This is a genomic window from Clostridium sp. (assembly GCF_036646415.1).
In the GTDB taxonomy this organism is placed as follows: domain Bacteria; phylum Bacillota; class Clostridia; order Clostridiales; family Clostridiaceae; genus Clostridium_J.
Map to the genome: position 1 here is coordinate 15,184 of NZ_JAVXMF010000005.1, position 17,160 is coordinate 32,343.

Consider the following 17,160-nt stretch of genomic DNA (forward strand, 5'->3'; position numbering starts at 1 on the left):
AATTTTCATCCTTTCAAACCAGTAGGTGTTTAAATTGTTGACGCTATTTAATTCAAGTGTTACTTAAGGCTTCATATTATCTTCGCACTGATAATATTGAAGCCTACTTAAACACTATTATTAAAGGAGTTGAAATTATTTTAAATCAATGAAACACTTAACTATTTCATCAAAGTCTTCTTTAAATAAGGTTCTTCCATCTAAAACCAACTCATTATTGTATACTCTTGCAATTAATGGAGTTGCTCCAAGTCTTAGCTTCTCTTCCATTTCCTGCGGAGAAAACTTATGACTACTTACCTTTATTACATAGGTTGGGATTTTTTCCGTAGGCATAGATCCTCCACCTACCATGGATTCTCCCATATCTATGGAAAACTCAAAGCCTACTGCTTTATTTTGAAGTTTTCTTTTAAGAAGTATACACTTTTTCTTTACTTCTTCCTTTGCCATTAAAATCATATTTAATGATGGAATATTTGCTATAGCATCCTTTTCATCTATATAGTATTTCAAAGTGCCCTCTAAAGCTGCTAGCGTCATTTTATCTACTCTTAGCGCCCTAGTTATTTGATTTTTCTTCATTATATCTATATATTTCTTTTTACCTGCAATAATTCCAGCTTGTGGTCCTCCAAGCATTTTATCTCCACTAAATGTTATTACATCAATTCCCTTTTTTATGCTTTCTTGTACTGTTGGCTCATGAGTAAATCCATACTTAGTAAAGTCTATAAGAACTCCACTTCCTATATCTTCAACCACTGGAACATCTTTTTCATTTCCAAGGGCAACTAATTCTTCAATAGATACAGCTTCTGTAAACCCAAGGACTTTAAAATTAGAGGTATGCACCTTAAGAAGAACTCCTGTATCTTCTGTTATATTGTTTTCGTAGTCATAAAGATGAGTTCTATTAGTAGTACCTATTTCTACTAACTTTGCTCCACTAAATTTCATAACCTCAGGTATTCTAAAGGAACCTCCAATTTCAACTAGCTCTCCTCTAGAAACAATCGCTTCCTTACCTTTAGCTAATGTGTCTAATACTAGCATAATTGCAGCTGCATTATTATTTACTACCATGGCAGCCTCTGCCCCTGTAATTCTCTTGATAATGTCTTCAATGTGAGAATATCTAGATCCTCTTTTACCACTTTCAATATCATATTCAAGATTGTTGTAGTTTCCTGCAACGGTTAATACACTCTCCATAACTTTCTTTCCTAGTAAGGAACGTCCTAAATTTGTATGTATTACTGTACCTGTACCATTTATAACTCTTTCAAGATGCATCTTATTCTTGCTATTTAATGTGTGAACTGCAAAATCTAAAACTTGCTCTGTAGTTAAACTTTCTACACTTCCTTTTAGTATTCCATTTCTGTAAAAATCTATAGCTTCCCTAAGGCTTTCTAATACTATAGTTCTAGAATTCTCAATTATTAGATTATTAACTATATCTTCTTTTAAAAGTTCATCTATTTTAGGTAATTTTCTCAATAATTCTTTATTCATTTAACTTCTCCCACTTACTATAATAATATTTAAGATTCTACTCTACTATAATTGGCACTTGACCTTTTTCAATTACTTCTCCAATTATAGCTGATTTTATTTCTAATTCCATGAGCCTATTCATCATATTTTCAACTTGATCTTTAGGTGTAGATATTAATAATCCTCCTGAAGTCTGTGGATCAAATAAAATATCTTCAAGCCACTGCGGTACATCTCTTAGCTCGTACTTACCATTTAAATAACTTCTATTATTATAAGTCCCAGCTGGTACTAACCCCATTTCTGCATACTCTTTAGCACCTTTAATCACTGGAATACTATCCTTAAATAACTTAATTGTTATATCTGAAGCTATTGCCATTTCATACCCATGGCCCATTATTCCAAATCCAGTAACATCTGTACAAGCATTAACCTTATAATCTACAATAATTTCACCAGAATACTTGTTTAATGTTGTCATAACCTTTACAGCTTCATCATAAACTTCCTTGGAAGCAAATTCTGCTTTAATAGCTGTGTTTACCACACCTGTGCCTATAGGCTTCGTTAATATGAGAACATCTCCTACCTTACATCCATGATTCTTTAAAATCTTACTTGGATGAACTAGCCCCATAACTGACAAACCAAACTTTGGTTCATCATCTTCTACTGTATGTCCACCTATCACTACTGCTCCTGCCTCTATTACCTTATCAGCTCCACCTTTTAAGATTTCCCCTAGTATATCAATATTAAGGCAGTTAGGAAAACATACTATATTCATAGCAACTGTGGGCTTTCCGCCCATAGCATATACATCACTTAATGAATTGGCCGCCGCTATAGCACCAAAGGTATATGGATCATCTACCACCGGTGTAAAAAAGTCTAGTGTTTGAATTGTTGCTATATCCTTCGTTAATTTATACACTGCTGCATCATCTGAAGTTTCTATCCCAACCAATAGATTTTCATCTGACATTTTAGGTAATTTATCTAATATTTTCGAAAGGGTCTCCGGCCCTATTTTTGCTGCTCAACCAGAGGTCTTTGAAAGTTCAGTAAGTCTTTTTTGCATTTGTTTTACCTCCTTGAAATTATACTAATTCTCTAATAATTCTATACCAATACTTATTTTATGTCTACCTTATCTCTTAATTTCTCTACTGTTTTCGCCCCTATTCCTGTTATATTTGCAAGTTCGTCTATAGTATTAAATTTCCCATTAGCCTCTCTATACTCAAGTATACTTTGAGCCTTAACTTCCCCTATACCTGAAAGAGTTTGTAGTTCTTCCAATGTAGCTTTATTAATATTTATCTTTCCATTAGAATTTATAGCCCCACTACTACCCTCAGTATCATTAGTAATCATATCTCCTAATTCCTCTTCGTCTTCACCAATTCTATAAATTTTAATACACTGTTCATCCTTTAATACCTTTGAAAAATATATTCTATCTTTATCAGCATCTTCTGTTAGTCCCCCAGATACATCTATTAAATCTCTAATTCTTGCACCATCTTTCAGTTCATACTCTTTAGGATTTTTCACAGCACCCTTTATATCCACTACAATGGTTGACTTAACTCCTTGTTCTTCGCCCTCTTTAATTGTCACTGCCTCTGTGATTGCCTGTGACGCTTTACCAGTGTCATTGTTGGTAAATACTTCTTCATAAGATTCATTATCCGCCTTATTTGAAAAATATCCAAAACTAAGAAAAACTACACTGAGTACTAGTATAGTTACAGATCCTATTATTTTTTCTTTTATTTTCATAATATACCACCTCTATATTCTCATCTTTACCACTTTTTTATAATTTATTATCGAATCTGAGAAAGTTTTTTGGTATAATTAATTATTATATGCATTAAGGAGAATTTTATGAGAAAACTTATGTTTATTCTATTGTCAATTTTCACTATAAGTTTATTTAATTATAGTGATGTATATGCCTTAAGTAAGCCCCCTTCTGTAACTGGAAAAAGTGTAGTAGTTATGGATGCTAATACCGGGGCTGTTGTATACGGTACTGAGGAAAATACTCAATACCCACCAGCTTCTACAACAAAACTTATGACAATACTTTTAACTTTAGAAAATTGTGACCTGGATGAAGTTGTAACTGTGGGAGAATTTCCTCCAACCATTGAAGGCTCAAAAATTTATGTTGATGTGAATGAAAAGATGACCGTTGAAGAAATGTTATATTCTGTAATAATGGTTTCTGCTAATGATTGTGCTGCTGCTCTTGCAGAACATATTTCAGGTTCAATTGAAGACTTTTCAACTCTTATGAATAAAAGAGCTAAGGAACTTGGGTGTAAAAATACTAATTTCGTCAATCCTCATGGACTTTATGATGAAAAACATAGAACTACAGCCTATGACCTAGCTTTAATTGAAAAAGAACTATTAAAATACCCAAAATATATTAAGATATCTCAAACAACGTCAACATTCTTAGAACCTACAAATATCTTTAAGGAACAACGACCACTTTGGAATGATAATAAGTTACTTCATGATTACTATGATTATTATTATCCTGGTGTAATAGCCGGTAAAACTGGTTATACTGATGAATCTTTACACTCTTTTGTAGCTTCTGCAAAAAAAGATGATAATGCCTTTATAGTTGCTATACTCTTTGATGAGAAAAAAGCTTATTTTCAAGAAACTCCACAGCTTTTTGACTGGGCCTTTGAAAACTTCAGTACTGAAAAGCTATTTTCTAAAGGAGATGAGATAGGTACATATCAGACTTCTAATGGGTCTGTAATACCACTTCTTGCAGCTGAAGATATATTTTATACTAAAGATACTACCTCTTCCGATAGTCCAATTGTAACTATTGATAAAGCTGCTCTTGAAAATAAATTTTTTAATAAAGGTGATGTAGTTACTACTGTATCAATTGTGTATAATAATCAAAATTATACTGGAAATGTAACAAGTAATAGCGATTACTCACAAGAGGTACTTCCTGTAATGGGGGACTTGTTCACTACAACCGACAATACTATAAATTATAATAAATTATTTTTTATTATAGGTTCATGTATAGTTTCACTAATAATGCTATTCTTTATTTCACGTACTATTATTAAACGAAGAAATTTAGCTAAGAAAAGAAAAAATTTGTTTTCTTCTGAAAACTCCTATAAACGCAAATATTAATTGTTATATAAACTTAGTATTATAATAAAAATTTATTATAGAAAAAAACTAAGAAATTCACTGTAATTTACAGTGAATTTCTTAGTTTTTTTATTCATATATTCTTTGAGCAGTTGTTAATCAGGATTTGAAATCCAATAATCTTATAAAACATAGCTCAATTAATTTATTTTATTATTTCTATTAGCTTTTCCATATCCTTAGGTATTTCACTAGAAAACTTTAAAACTTCTTTCGTACGCGGGTGTGGTAAACTTAATGCATATGCATGAAGGGCTTGACGTTCTATTTTGTTGGTATCTTCGAATTCACAATATAGACTATCACCATATATAGGATATCCTAAATGACTTAAATGCACTCTTATTTGATGAGTTCTTCCCGTTTCTAAAGTCAATTCTACAAAAGTTGAATCCTTATATCTTTCTAACACCTTATAATGGGTAATACTTCTTTGTCCATCCTCTAGAACTGCTCTTCTTATTGTATCATCTTCTGGTCTACCTATTGGCAAATCGATAGTTCCGCTGTCCTTGGGTAGATTTCCATGAACAACTGCTAAATATGACTTTTCAATCATATTAAGTTCCATTGACTTAGCTAGATTCATGTGTGAAAATTGATTTTTAGCTATCATTATTAGGCCTGATGTATCTCTATCTAATCTACTCACTAATCTTACAATTGAATTGTCATTATTAGATCTAAAGTGATGTATAATTCCATTTGCTAAAGTTCCCATAGGATGATTCTTAGTTGGGTGCACTACCATAAAGGGTGGTTTATTAACTATTAATAAATCATCATCCTCATAAATAACCTGTATATTTAAATCTTCACCTTGAATATTTTGAGTCTCATCTTTATTTACAGCAACTTCAATAATATCCCCTTCACTAAGTTTATAACTAAGTTTAACTTCCTTATTATTTACCTTAAGTCTTTTATCCATAGCTGAATTTCTTATAAATCTTCCTGAAAGGTTTAGTGAGTTTTTCATATAATCTCTTATATTTACTTCATGACCTTCCGTTCCAATTTTATATGTAATAACACTCATGTGTATTCACCTCTATTTATAAATATTTAAGCTCAATTTTTAACAATTATTAAAATAAAGCTAATATTTAAGCCCCCATAAATGGAGGCTCAATAATTAATTTTTTATGCTATATATTAGCTTCAGTTGAATATCAAACTCCCTCTGAAGCTAAGTTTAACTTGATATTATTCTACTATTGCAATTACTTCAATTTCAACTAAAGCATCTTTTGGCAATTTTGCTGGTTGTACACAAGATCTAGCAGGTGGATTAGTTGTAAAATATTTTGCATATACTTCATTCATAGCTGCAAAATCATTCATATCCTTTATAAATACTAAAGTCTTAACAACTTTATCTAAAGAAGTTCCTGCCTCTTCAAGTATTGCTTTAACATTGTCTAAACATACAGCCGTAGCCTTTTGTATATCGTCAGTTATAAGCTCTCCAGCTTCATTTATTGGTAATTGACCAGACGTGTATAGTAAATTACCAACCTTTACTGCTTGTGAGTATGGTCCTAATGCTGCTGGTGCCTTTTCAGTGTTTATTATCATCTTCTCCATTTTCTTGCCTCCCAGAATTAATTTATTATATATTTCTAGACATTATCTAAAATTAAATAATATATCTAGTTAATATCAATTTTTTCTGTCAATTAACAAATAATTTCTAGCTTTAATGGTATCTACATGTATTATTGAGCCCCTCGCTAATATATACATTATAGTATCTTCAAAAGATTTTAAAAGAGCTTTATCTAAATCCTTATAGGCCAGCTCTCTTAACTGATTTACACCTTTATAACTTCTTGAAGGCTCTATACAATCAGCAAGATAAACTATCTTTTCAAGGGTAGTCATAGCTTCTCGTCCTGTTGTGTGATATTCTATTGCATTTAATACGTCTTCATCATCTACATGAAATAGTTCTTTTGTTATATAAGCACCTACTACTCCGTGTAAAAGCTGAGGAGACTTATAGTATACATTAGAAATAATCTTTCCACTTCCTCTAGCCTTGCTAATTAAATCATTGGCAGAAAAATACTTAGCACAATCATGGCAAAGCCCTGCCATTCTTGCCTTGTTTGGGTCTATTCCATAATATATTGCAAGGTCTTCGCTTGTTTTCATTACTCCTAGACTATGATTATATCTATCCTTTGTGAGATGAATTCTTATATATTCTTTTATCTTACTCTCCTGCCACATATGCTACCCCTTATTCCTATATAAATTATATTTATCAATTAATCCTTCAACACCTTTTGGAAGGAGATACTCCACTACTTGATGTTGTGAAATTTTTTTCTTTATATCTGTAGAAGACACATCTAAAAGAGGCATTTCTAAAAATATTATATCTTTATTATACTCAAGCTCTAATTCTTTTTTCATTTCACATACATCATTCATAGTGTATCCATTTCTAGAAAACACAACCAAATTGCAGTTTTCTAATATAACATCTATATTTTTCCATCGTCTCAATGTCATTAAACTATCTACTCCAACAAGAAAATACCAACTAGTATTAGGTTCTATGGAGTTGAAATGCATTAAAGTATTATATGTATAACTTAATTCTTCATTATTTATTTCATAATCACTTATTGAGAATTTTTTTTCTTCCTTTATGGCTTGTAAAACCATTTCATACCTAATATTCTCTTTTGTAACTTCCCTGGTTCTCTTGTGAGGTGGGCGTCCATTTGGCATAAATATGATTTCATCCATGCCTAGCTTATATAAGGCTTCATATGCAATATGAATATGTCCTATATGTATTGGGTCAAAGGTTCCTCCAAAAATTGCTTTCTTCATGTTATTACCTCTTTAAATCATAATACCATATATGAAGTATTTTACCAATAATAACTTAGATACATATTAATAAACAATATAGCTTTAGAGGAAGTAAAACCTCCTCTAAAATTAATTTATTTACTTCTTTTTTTTACTTGCTTGTTTACTTCTATATTCACTTCTTCTTTGTTCGCTTCTTCTTTCGCTCTTTTGTATCATTATTTGTTTTTTTGTTTGTTTAACCGTTTCTTTAGTTATTAGCTTCAGATTCTCTAAGTCTATCACAGGATTCTTTTTAGATTGACGATATATAACTAATTTACTGCCTATAGCTTGAATACCTTCGCATCCTAATTTTTCACATAGAATTTCTGAAGCTTCTCTTGCAGTAATTCCACTATTCTCTAAAGTTTTTATTTTTATTAATTCTCTAGTCTCTAGTGTTTCATCTATTTGTTTTATAAAATTATCTTCTATTCCGCCCTTACCCACTTGAAATATTGGTGTTAGTTTATTTGCAAGTGATCTTAAGTAGCTTCTCTGTTTTGTAGTTATCATTTTATCCCCCTAATTATAGTAAAAACTCAAATTCAAAATCGTTTAATCTAACGATTTCTTCATCTTGTATTCCCATTTTCTTTAATTCGTCTATTATTCCTTTATTTCTTAAAACTTTATGGAAATATCTCAATGAATCTGGATCATTTATATTAACACTATTAAGTAATCTATCTACAAATGTTCCTGAAATCTCGAATATACCCTCTTCAACTTCATTTATTTCATAAGTGAATCTCTTCGCTTCTTGAATAAATCTATCTTCTTCTTTAATTTCAAGTTCTTTAACTGGAATTGTGCTAAGCATTTCTGCTGCTGCTTTCATAAGCTCATCTACGCCCTCATTAGTAGCTGCTGAAATTTTAAATATTTTATCATATCCCATAGCATTTAATTCTTTTTTGAAGTTCTCATAAACTTCTTCATCATATAGCATATCTGATTTGTTTGCTGCAATTATTTGTGGTCTATCCCATAGCTTCACACTATACTTTTTAAGTTCTTCATTTATTTTTTTGAAGTCTTCAATTGGATCTCTACCTTCAATTCCAGATATATCTACAACGTGAATAAGCATTCTAGTTCTTTCTATATGTCTTAAAAACTCAAGACCTAGTCCTACCCCTTCAGCTGCTCCTTCTATAATTCCAGGAATATCTGCAATTACAAAGTTTTGCACTCCTTTAATTGATACTACTCCTAAGTTTGGCTTAATTGTAGTAAAGTGATAATTTGCTATCTTTGGTCTTGCCTTTGATACCATTGATAAAAGAGTTGATTTTCCAACGTTAGGGAATCCTAAAAGTCCCACATCTGCTAAAAGTTTAAGTTCTAGCTTTATCCATCTTTCTTCTCCTGGCATTCCTGGTTCTGCAAATTGAGGTGCCTGTCTTGTAGGTGTACAGAATTTAGCATTTCCTTTTCCACCATTTCCACCCTTGCAAATTACATATGTATCACCATCATGAGCTAAGTCACACATAACCTTGTCTGTTTCAAAATCTTTTACAATTGTCCCCATTGGAACCTTGATTATAAGATCTTCTCCAGCTCTTCCATAACATTTAGAACCTTCACCTTTGCCTCCCTTTGGAGCAATGAATTTACGATTGTAAGAGAAATCAAGAAGTGTTGTCATATTACTATCTACAACTAATATAACACTACCACCATCTCCACCATCTCCACCATCTGGACCTCCAAGTGGTGCAAATTTTTCTCTTCTAAAGTGGATTGAACCATTACCACCATCACCTGATTGTACAAAAATCTTCGCCGTATCTATAAACATTATTAAATTCACCTTCCTAACGAAAATATCCTGGGATACTTTCTATGATTCTTAATAAAACTATTATTAGTATTTACCAAAATCTTAATTTTACATATAAATATTTATTAATTATTTTAACTTTAAACGCCTTCTCACTTTGTTTAAATGAGTAACTTCTACTACCAAATTATGGATTGACAGTATCAGTTAAGTTCGAATAGCCAAATCACAGATTTAGATTCTCACTTAAAGGATGTTTTTTTATAACATAGTATATCTATGACATAAAAAAGCACCCTTTTCGGGTGCTTTATAAACTATTCGGCTATTGCAACTTCTACATCGATTGGATAAACACTAGCTTTTTTCTTGTCTCTACCCATTCTTTCAAATCTTACAACTCCATCAACCTTAGCGAAAAGAGTATCATCTCCACCTATTCCAACATTGTTGCCTGGGTGAATTTTTGTTCCTCTTTGTCTTACAAGGATGTTTCCTGCAAGTACAAATTGTCCGTCTGCACGTTTAACCCCTAATCTCTTAGATTCACTATCTCTACCGTTCTTAGAGCTACCTACCCCTTTTTTATGAGCACATAACTGAAGGTTTATTAGTAACATATCACTGCACCTCCTCTACTATAACTTTAATATATTTTTCGTAACTAATTTCTAAATTTTTTAGGCCTAATAACATCGTTTCAAGTAAGACTTGTGTACTTTTTATTTCCACATTTGATAACTTAGATATATCTAAAGCTATATTTCCTTCTTCAGCGACATATGTAGGTTTTAGATTTAGCACTTCTAACACTCCTAAGATTGTTACTTGGGCTAAATTACTAACACATCCACAAACAACATCATCATAAACAGTGGTGTTTTCTTTTAAATCAAAATATTCTGCATGCCCAATCACATGAAATGACACTAGCATACCAGCATTTCTCTTAAAATCCACACTAATCATAATTAAGCTTCAATCTTCTCAATTATAACTTTAGTAAATGGTTGTCTATGACCTTGTTTCTTTCTGTAGTCTTTCTTTGGCTTATATTTGAAAACTATAACTTTTTTAGCTTTTCCTTGTGCTACAACTTTAGCAACAACTTTAGCTCCTTCAACTACAGGTTTTCCGATTACTAAACCTTCTTCTTTTCCAACTGCTAGAACTTTATCAAATTCTACTGTTGAATCAACCTCAGCTTCAAGTTTTTCAACGAATAATACGTTTCCCTCTTGAACTCTGTATTGTTTTCCTCCAGTAAGTATAACTGCGTACATTAAATACACCTCCTCAATCCAGTCTCGCCATCTCAGGTATAACATTAAAGTTATTTTAAAACCTTATGTGTGCGGTCTACAAATGACATTTTATCATATACAACAATAATTGTAAAGAAACTTATGGCATTTTTATTTTTTTAATGATTTTACTTTAGCTGAAAACACTTGTAATTCTGCTATGCTTTCAATTTGACTATGAAATACTACTGGCTCAATCTTGAATTTATCTAGGTTTTCTTCAAACTTTATAAATATATCACAATCTAAAGCTTCTAGTTTCATTGCAAAATCAACCACGTTATTTGTTATCTCTTTCCTATAAGTGGAATCCATTTCAATATAAATATTTTTAATACTTTGCTCATTTTTTATTTTTTTTACTTTTCCCCTTAGAATATTTAGTAAATATTCTAGAGAAACCTTTTCTCCTATACCTTTACACTTATCACATGATTTAAACACATAATCACATATTGACTTTCCGTATTTCTTTCTAGTTATCTGAACTAGATTTAATTCTGTAAAAGGATATACCCTTGGATTATTTTTATCATCTTGGAACTCTCTTCTTAATATATCAATAACTTGATTTTTCTCTTCCATAGATTTCATATCTACAAAATCTACAAGTATTATACCACCAAGATTTCTAAGTCTTATTTGTCTTACTATCTGCACAGCAGCTTCTTTATTCGTTATTAAAATACTATTTTCAGAAGCCGTAGATTTTATATTCTTAGCAGTATTTACATCTACTACATTCATAGCTTCTGTATGGTCTATTATAATATTGCCACCGCTTTCAAGATTAATCTTATTGTGTCTTAAAGATAATATTTCTTTTTCTATGCCATAATTATCAAATATAGATAGAGCTCCTTCATAGAACTCTACCTGAATATCATTTATTTTCTTTTTCTCTATTAAGTCTTTGTAATAGTTATAATCTTCACTATGATCTACAATTATTTTAGCTCCACCATCAGTGAAATTTCTCATAACTCTGCTGAGTATTCCGTTATCCTTATATAGTGGTCCAACTTTAGATGAGTATATAAATTTATTATATATCTCTTCATACCTATGTACTAACTCATCTATTTCTGCTTTAAGAGTATCAAAGTCTACATCCTCAGCTTTAGTCCTAATTACAATTCCAAGGCTCTTAGGCTTTGATAGGTTGCTTTCTACTAATTCCTTAAAATTAGGGATTTTTATCTTTCTTGATATTTCAAAATAATTATGTTCATTGGTTAAAACTGCATAAGTTCCTGGAATAGATATATTTTTAGTAATCTTAGGACCTTTTTTACCAATCTCCTCTTTTACTATCTCTACCATAACTTCATCACCCTTTTTAAGGATATTATCTTGAAGCCTACCCTCTAAAGACATATAACAATTCTTTTCATACCCTATATCTACAAAGGCACAATGCATAGCTGGAACTATATTTTTCACCACACCCTTATAAATATCACCAATTTTAGGGCTATGGGTTTCCTCTTCAACAAAGCATTCTCTGAGAATATCTCCTTGCTTTATTGCAACCTTTAATAAAGATTCTTGTCTTTCAATAAATATTCTTTTCACAAACCCAACTCCTAGCTATGCTAAAAAGAATTCACTTAGTGGCACTAAATTTTTACCTTTAAGTCCATACATTTCAATTCTCTTTATATCAACAAAGGTATCTTCCTTTATTCCTTTTAAATGAGATTTAACAAAGTCACTTAATAAGCTAGCAGATAGGTTTTCTCTGCTTCCACAGCTTATAATAGTTTCTAATGTTAGTACTCCATCTTCTACGGAATGCTTTAATTCTTTTACTAGTGGTCTAATATCTACTTCTTTTTCTCCAGACTTAGTCTTCTTTAAGATTTCCCATTGTGGAAGTGACATTATAGAATTAAAATCTATGTTCACTCCTTCATTAAGTTTAATCTTTATTGTATATTTTGCACCATCTATTGCAGCCATAGCTTGAGGACTCTTTACTCCCTCTTTTTTCTCTACTTTAGTAACATCTAAAAACTTAACTCCTGATACTGTATTTTCATTTAACATATCTAGGATATCTTTTTCTGCAAGCTCATCAGTAAGTACCGCATCTAAATATTCTCCACTAGAGTACACTCCAACTGATAAAGGTTGTGCTATAGATATAGTCATATGCGGATTGAATCCTTTTGAGTACTCTATAGGTAACTTTGATCTTCTTATAATCCTTTGTATTGTTCTCATTAAATCTAGGTGAGATACAAACTTTATCTCGCCTTCCTTAGTGTATTTTATTAAATAACGCACCGTCAAAACACTTCCCTTCCTTAAAGCTAGTATTCACTCCACACCCTGAACATTGTTGTCTACAATCTGGTGTTAAAACTAAATCCTTAGCTTTATCATTTTCACTCATTAGGTATCTTTTACTTACTCCTATATCTATGAAATCCCATGGAAGTATTTCTTCATAACTTCTTTCTCTGTATGCATAGAAGTCTCCATCTACACCACACTCTTCAAAAGCTTCCATCCAAAGTTCAAAATTAAAGTATTCTCCCCAACCATCAAATCTAGCACCCTTCTCAAAAGCTTTTATAAGTACATCACAAAGTCTTCTATCTCCTCTTGCAAATACAGCTTCTAAATAGCTTAGTGGCGATTCATGCCAGTTATAGCTAATTGCTCTACTCTTAATTGAATCACGGAGATTTGAAATTTTTTCTTTTACTTCTGGCATCTGATTCATTGGAGCCCATTGGAATGGAGTAAAAGGTTTTGGTACGAATATTGAAGTACTGACAGTTACTCTTAATCCTCTTTTTCTTACATCCTTAGGAACGTTAAAGTACTCATCTACAACCTTTTGAGCCAATTCCCCTATTCCAACTACATCCTCTAGGTTTTCATAAGGTAGTCCTATCATAAAGTATAACTTAATTGTAGACCAACCTGCCTCAAAGGCACTTCTAGTTGAATTTAATAAATCCTCTTCCGTTACACCTTTATTAATTACATCTCTCATTCTTTGAGTACCAGCTTCTGGAGCAAATGTTAATCCCGTTTTTCTTACCTTCTGTATCTCTTTTATAAGATCCACTGAAAATGCATCAATTCTAATAGAAGGTATTGATACACCCATCTTGTCTTTTCCATGCTTTTCAATTATTGAGAATATAAGATTTTGTATATCTGAATAATCACATATACTTAAAGAGCTTAAGGAAACTTCTTCATATCCTGTATTCTTTGCAAGAACTTCAATCTCGGACATAAGTTTACTTGTACTCTTTTCTCTAACTGGTCTATAAATCATTCCCGCCTGACAGAATCTACACCCTCTTGTACATCCTCTAAAGGTTTCTAGTACTATTCTATCATGGATGACTTCAGTATATGGAACGATGAATTTCTCTGGGAACATATTTTCATTAAAGTTTGCAATTATTCTCTTTTTAACAGTTTTGGGAACATCTTCATACTTAGGCTTCATTTCTTTAATGGTTCCATCTTCATTATAAGTTAAATCATATAATGAAGGAATATAAATTCCACCTATCTTTGAAATAGCTCTTAAGTACTCTGCCTTCGGTTTACCCTTCATTTCTTTATATACATCTAAGATTTCATTAGTAACTTCTTCACCTTCACCTAAAACAAATACATCAGCTATATCATATAGTGGTTCTGGATTATAAGCACAAGGTCCTCCCATCATAACTATTGGGTAGTCCTCGCCTCTTTCCGAAGCTCTTAATGGAATATCACACATATCTAACATATTTAGTATATTTGTGTAACTCATTTCATACTGTAATGTAAATCCTATTATATTGAAGTCTCTAAGTGAATCTTTACTCTCAAGGGTACCTAGTGGTATATTGCCCTCTCTAAGTAACTTCTCCATATCTGGCCATGGAGCAAAGCATCTTTCACAAAAAGTGTCTTCTCTCTCATTCATTACACAATATAAAATTTTTGTTCCAAGATGAGACATTGCTACCTCATATACGTCTGGAAAACAAAAAGCATATCTAATATCTACATTATTTTTATCTTTATTATAAGAATTTAACTCTCCTCCTATATATCTAGCTGGTTTTTCAACCCTATATAGAATATCATCTGAAATTTTATTCATTGTGTATCCTCCTTAAGTTAATTCAATTATTCATTTTATCATAAGCACATAATAATTCAAGTAACTGTACATTTTTTTATTTAATATCACACTATACTTAGGCATTATCTTTGTAATTAATAACTTTCTAGTAATTCCTCTAATGTTATGTTGCCTAAGTCCTTTATACCATTTAATATATCCTCCTCGTATAAAGTCCCTAGTACATTCATGTCATCATCTAATACAGTAAATACATTATACTTGTTTTTATCTATTAATTCTATTACTTGCAATATATTTAATTTATAGTACACAGACATACTTCTATTTTCTAAGTACCCTCTCCGTATTAATTTTTCCTTTTTTTTAATAATATATCCCATTATTATATATGCTATCCTCCTTTTTTCCCTATAAGAAATTATTAGTATAAATGCTGAAAAAAAGGCAAGATTTATATTCAGATTGCCTTTGCATAAAGCAAATAAAAATACTGCTCCAAATATATATCCAATGGCTATACTTATATTTAATGCAACTTGATTTGCTTTTTTAAATATAAGTCTCAAATTTAATAAACTTCTTAATATCCGCCCTCCATCTAAAGGAAATGCAGGAATAAGATTAAAAATACCAATAACTATATTGTAATTCCCAAATTCCACAATGGTAGTATTAAAATAATATTTTCCTATAATATAACTGCCTATGGCTATTAAAAAATTCCCAATGGGTCCACTTAGGGATATAATAATATCATCTCTTGGACTTGCTTCTTCTAATTCTTTAAGTTTCAACACTGTGCCCATTGGGAAAACATCTATAGAAAAGCCAGAATAACCCAATATTCTAGCTGTTATTAAATGTATAATTTCATGTAATATTATAACTATAAACCCCATAATTAATTTACTTTTAAAGCCTATAATTAATATTAAAATTATATAAGGTATAAGGTACTTACTAATTCGTATCAATGGATTCCCCCTAGTAATATTGCTATTTCATAGTTTCCAAATTAAAACATTTTGCTGGATTTAACATACTTCCCATGTAAAGTACCTCTATACTCAATATATTATCTGATCCATCAACATATTTTCCAATTATATCATTTACTTTTACATCCATTCCCTCGGTAATATTATCTTTACTTAACCCACCATATTTTATTTCAATTCCATCGCCATGATTTATTATCACAGTTGTTTTATCTCCATCAATAACAGATTTCACCTTTCCTGAATACGCCGCTTTTACATCTGTTTCATTAGTCAAGTTAATTAGCAGCTTATTTTCACTGATACTAATTTCTTTTCCCTTATCTATGTCCACAGGAAATTTATAATTTTTCTTTATATAATCTTCTTTTTTCTCTTCCATTGTTATAAACGACTTAATTTCATTAAATACTTGAGTTGCATTGTCCTTAATAAATTCATCGGTTATATCTTCCATGGCAATATGATTTTTACCTAGTATACCATTATTTATATATGATATTCCTTTATCACATAATGATGATACATATCCTCCAGGGTATGTCCTTGCTATTAATATACCTCCAATAAAAACTACAACAACCAAGGACTGTACAATAAATATGTTAGCAAACCCCTTACCCATAAAATTAAGATAAATGGGAAACCTAGTTTTACTATTATTACTTGTGTATTTGTTATACCTTGTACTATTTGTTCCATTATACCTTTGCGGTGTATACTCTTTCCCATTTTCTTGTTTTTTTATACTTGAGTAATATTTCTGATAATATTCATTGTAAATTCCCATTTCATCCACCCTTCCTTGGTTTATTCTTGCTAATTTATATATATTAAAAACTTTTAAGTTTATGAAAATAATCACAAAAAATAAACTTCAATTTTCATTGAAGTTTATTACTTATTTATATATTAATATTTAGCAAATACCATAAACTAGGTTTATCTTTTATCTAAGCCTCAATAGAAGTTAAGACTACTTCTTAGGACATTATTGTATTTATCTAGACTTTAATGCTTTCATAAATACTTCAGCAGTACCTAAGTTCGTTGCAAGTGGTATACAGTGAACGTCAGAAAGTCTTATAAGGGCTGTTACATCAGGTTCATGTGGCTGCGCTGTTAGTGGGTCTCTTAAAAAGATTATCATATCCATATTTCCTTCTGCAAGTTTTGCTCCTATTTGTTGATCTCCACCTAGTGGACCTGATAAGAATCTATAAACTGAAAGGCCTACTAATTCATTAAGAAGTTTTCCTGTGGTCCCTGTAGCGTAAAGCTCATGCTCACTTAATACATCCTTATATCTTTTAGCAAAATCGATTATGTCATCCTTTTTCTTATCATGTGCAACTAATGCCACTCTCATGTAAATAC

Annotated in this window: 18 protein-coding genes, 1 pseudogene and 1 other annotated feature; of the genes and pseudogenes, 1 reads left to right on the top strand and 18 read right to left on the bottom strand. The window is 31.1% G+C overall.

Annotation, left to right across the window (positions count from 1 at the left end; all coding sequences use genetic code 11):
• Window positions 1–135: 135 nt before the first annotated feature.
• Genes selA through RSD37_RS04995 form a run of 3 tightly spaced genes read right to left on the bottom strand, consistent with a single transcriptional unit; the run spans window position 136 to window position 3,288 of the window.
• Window positions 136–1,518, bottom strand: a complete 1,383-nt coding sequence (gene selA, locus RSD37_RS04985) for an L-seryl-tRNA(Sec) selenium transferase (RefSeq protein ID WP_346945604.1) — start codon at window positions 1,516–1,518, stop codon at window positions 136–138.
• A gap of 37 nt (window positions 1,519–1,555) precedes the next feature.
• Complete coding sequence (selD, locus tag RSD37_RS04990; RefSeq protein ID WP_346945605.1) at window positions 1,556–2,584, bottom strand: selenide, water dikinase SelD; 1,029 nt, start codon at window positions 2,582–2,584, stop codon at window positions 1,556–1,558.
• 53 nt (window positions 2,585–2,637) lie between these two features.
• Window positions 2,638–3,288 carry a helix-hairpin-helix domain-containing protein gene (locus tag RSD37_RS04995; RefSeq protein WP_346945606.1) on the bottom strand — a complete coding sequence of 217 codons (651 nt, stop codon included), beginning with the start codon at window positions 3,286–3,288 and terminating at the stop codon, window positions 2,638–2,640.
• 108 nt (window positions 3,289–3,396) lie between these two features.
• Here RSD37_RS04995 and RSD37_RS05000 point away from each other — a divergent pair, with 108 nt between their 5' ends.
• Window positions 3,397–4,692 (top strand): D-alanyl-D-alanine carboxypeptidase family protein, encoded by a 1,296-nt coding sequence (locus tag RSD37_RS05000; protein ID WP_346945607.1) that lies wholly within the window; start codon window positions 3,397–3,399, stop codon window positions 4,690–4,692.
• A gap of 166 nt (window positions 4,693–4,858) precedes the next feature.
• Here the strand turns inward: RSD37_RS05000 and RSD37_RS05005 are convergent, their stop codons facing one another.
• From RSD37_RS05005 to mgsA, 15 genes and pseudogenes are all read right to left on the bottom strand, one after another.
• Window positions 4,859–5,752, bottom strand: coding sequence for an RluA family pseudouridine synthase (locus RSD37_RS05005; RefSeq protein WP_346945608.1), 894 nt, complete (start codon window positions 5,750–5,752; stop codon window positions 4,859–4,861).
• Between the two features lie 167 nt (window positions 5,753–5,919).
• Window positions 5,920–6,300, bottom strand: a complete 381-nt coding sequence (locus tag RSD37_RS05010) for a RidA family protein (RefSeq protein ID WP_346945609.1) — start codon at window positions 6,298–6,300, stop codon at window positions 5,920–5,922.
• 75 nt (window positions 6,301–6,375) lie between these two features.
• Window positions 6,376–6,948, bottom strand: coding sequence for a bis(5'-nucleosyl)-tetraphosphatase (symmetrical) YqeK (gene yqeK, locus RSD37_RS05015; RefSeq protein ID WP_346945610.1), 573 nt, complete (start codon window positions 6,946–6,948; stop codon window positions 6,376–6,378).
• A gap of 3 nt (window positions 6,949–6,951) precedes the next feature.
• The gene (gene nadD / locus RSD37_RS05020) at window positions 6,952–7,560 is read right to left on the bottom strand and encodes a nicotinate-nucleotide adenylyltransferase (RefSeq protein ID WP_346945611.1); all 609 of its coding nucleotides are present in this window, start codon (window positions 7,558–7,560) and stop codon (window positions 6,952–6,954) included.
• A 255-nt stretch (window positions 7,561–7,815) separates the two neighbouring features.
• Window positions 7,816–8,100 (bottom strand): annotated as a pseudogene (gene yhbY / locus RSD37_RS05025) (ribosome assembly RNA-binding protein YhbY); the annotation flags it as partial.
• A gap of 13 nt (window positions 8,101–8,113) precedes the next feature.
• Window positions 8,114–9,391: a GTPase ObgE gene (gene obgE / locus RSD37_RS05030; RefSeq protein WP_346945612.1), complete on the bottom strand. Its 1,278-nt coding sequence runs from the start codon at window positions 9,389–9,391 to the stop codon at window positions 8,114–8,116.
• 299 nt (window positions 9,392–9,690) lie between these two features.
• On the bottom strand, window positions 9,691–9,993 hold the full coding sequence (rpmA, locus tag RSD37_RS05035) for a 50S ribosomal protein L27 (protein WP_346945613.1): 303 nt from the start codon (window positions 9,991–9,993) through the stop codon (window positions 9,691–9,693).
• A gap of 1 nt (window position 9,994) precedes the next feature.
• Window positions 9,995–10,342 carry a ribosomal-processing cysteine protease Prp gene (locus RSD37_RS05040; protein ID WP_346945614.1) on the bottom strand — a complete coding sequence of 116 codons (348 nt, stop codon included), beginning with the start codon at window positions 10,340–10,342 and terminating at the stop codon, window positions 9,995–9,997.
• A gap of 2 nt (window positions 10,343–10,344) precedes the next feature.
• Window positions 10,345–10,656, bottom strand: coding sequence for a 50S ribosomal protein L21 (rplU, locus tag RSD37_RS05045; protein ID WP_346945615.1), 312 nt, complete (start codon window positions 10,654–10,656; stop codon window positions 10,345–10,347).
• A 10-nt stretch (window positions 10,657–10,666) separates the two neighbouring features.
• Window positions 10,667–10,744, bottom strand: a sequence feature (ribosomal protein L21 leader region).
• A gap of 44 nt (window positions 10,745–10,788) precedes the next feature.
• Window positions 10,789–12,252, bottom strand: a complete 1,464-nt coding sequence (locus tag RSD37_RS05050) for a ribonuclease E/G (RefSeq protein ID WP_346945616.1) — start codon at window positions 12,250–12,252, stop codon at window positions 10,789–10,791.
• A 15-nt stretch (window positions 12,253–12,267) separates the two neighbouring features.
• Window positions 12,268–12,972, bottom strand: coding sequence for a TIGR03936 family radical SAM-associated protein (locus tag RSD37_RS05055; RefSeq protein ID WP_346945617.1), 705 nt, complete (start codon window positions 12,970–12,972; stop codon window positions 12,268–12,270).
• Window positions 12,941–14,800, bottom strand: coding sequence for a TIGR03960 family B12-binding radical SAM protein (locus RSD37_RS05060; protein WP_346945618.1), 1,860 nt, complete (start codon window positions 14,798–14,800; stop codon window positions 12,941–12,943). Before RSD37_RS05060 ends, RSD37_RS05055 begins: the two co-directional genes overlap by 32 nt.
• Before the next feature lie 116 nt (window positions 14,801–14,916).
• Window positions 14,917–15,759: a site-2 protease family protein gene (locus tag RSD37_RS05065; RefSeq protein ID WP_346945619.1), complete on the bottom strand. Its 843-nt coding sequence runs from the start codon at window positions 15,757–15,759 to the stop codon at window positions 14,917–14,919.
• A gap of 22 nt (window positions 15,760–15,781) precedes the next feature.
• Window positions 15,782–16,573 carry a M23 family metallopeptidase gene (locus tag RSD37_RS05070; protein WP_346945620.1) on the bottom strand — a complete coding sequence of 264 codons (792 nt, stop codon included), beginning with the start codon at window positions 16,571–16,573 and terminating at the stop codon, window positions 15,782–15,784.
• Window positions 16,574–16,783: 210 nt separating this feature from the next.
• Window positions 16,784–17,152 (bottom strand): methylglyoxal synthase, encoded by a 369-nt coding sequence (gene mgsA, locus RSD37_RS05075; protein ID WP_346945621.1) that lies wholly within the window; start codon window positions 17,150–17,152, stop codon window positions 16,784–16,786.
• Window positions 17,153–17,160 lie beyond the last annotated feature (8 nt).